The organism is Vibrio sp. Vb1574 (assembly GCF_033338675.1).
Map to the genome: position 1 here is coordinate 1 of NZ_JAWOTC010000341.1, position 1,162 is coordinate 1,162.

Consider the following 1,162-nt stretch of genomic DNA (forward strand, 5'->3'; position numbering starts at 1 on the left):
TTTGGGGCGCTCACTTGGCAAGCTAGGCATGCGCTATGGCAAAAAGCGCGTGCATATCGCGAAGCGCAACCTTGAACTGGCATTCCCCGCGAAAACGCCAGAAGAAGTGCAACATATCGTGGAAGAAAACTTCAAGAATACCGGGATGGCACTGATCGAAACCGGTATTACATGGTTTTGGCCTCCATGGCGCTTCAAAACGCTCATTGTCGAGAAAGACATCCACGCTCTAAAAGAAAAAGGCGCGGAAGGGAAAGGCGTATTGTTGTGTTGTGTGCACGCTCTTAACTTAGAAATTACCGCGCGAGCTTTTGCTGTTTTAGGTGTTGCGGGTTACGGCGCATTTCGTCCTCACAACAACCCAGCGTACAACTTCATCCAATATTGGGGGCGCACGCACAACGGCAACAAACTGATTGATCGCAAAGATGTGAAAAAGATGATTCGTGTACTGCGCAGCGGCGAGCGTTTGTTCTACTTACCTGACCACGATTACGGCCGCAATAAATCGGTCTTCGTGCCGTTTTTTGCCATTGATGACGCTTGTACAACAACCGGCACCAGCATTTTAGCCTACACCTCAAAATGCGCGATCATTCCAGGTTCTGGTTTCCGCAATGACGAAGGCAAATACGAAATCATCGCTGATAAGTGCATTGAAGCCGATTACCCACAAAAAGATGAAGTGGCTGCGGCGGCTTATATGAACAAGTACGTGGAAGAAGTGATTTTACGAGCACCTGAGCAATGGATGTGGCTACACAAACGCTACAAAACCATGCAAGATGAAAACGAGCCCAAAGGCATTCGCTACAAATAAATCGCAAAAGAAAAGGTATCCGATTGGATACCTTTTTTATTGAATTCGAAAAGTGGGAAATTAGATGCCGTATTCCGCGCGGTATGCTTTCACCGCTTCAAGATGCTCGGTCGCGTTACCTTTTTCTTCAAGGTAAGTGATTAGGTCACCCAAACTCACGATAGAAATCACCGCACAACCGAAGTCGCGCTCAACTTCCTGAATCGCAGAAAGTTCGCCTTTGCCTTTCTCTTGGCGGTCGATAGCCACTAATACGCCAGCCAGATCTGCACCATTCGCCTTGATGATTTCCATCGATTCACGAATCGCGGTACCCGCTGTAATCACGTCATCCACCAGCAT

General features: G+C 47.9%; 1 protein-coding gene and 1 pseudogene. One reads left to right on the forward strand and one right to left on the reverse strand.

Features of this window, described 5'->3' with window-relative positions:
• A partial coding sequence (gene lpxL, locus R7O12_RS26035; protein WP_318126946.1) for an LpxL/LpxP family Kdo(2)-lipid IV(A) lauroyl/palmitoleoyl acyltransferase occupies positions 1-820 on the forward strand: 820 nt, incomplete at its 5' end.
• 60 nt (positions 821-880) lie between these two features.
• On the opposite strand, the pseudogene pyrE reads toward lpxL, so the two are convergent.
• A pseudogene (gene pyrE, locus R7O12_RS26040) lies at positions 881-1,162 on the reverse strand (orotate phosphoribosyltransferase); the annotation flags it as partial.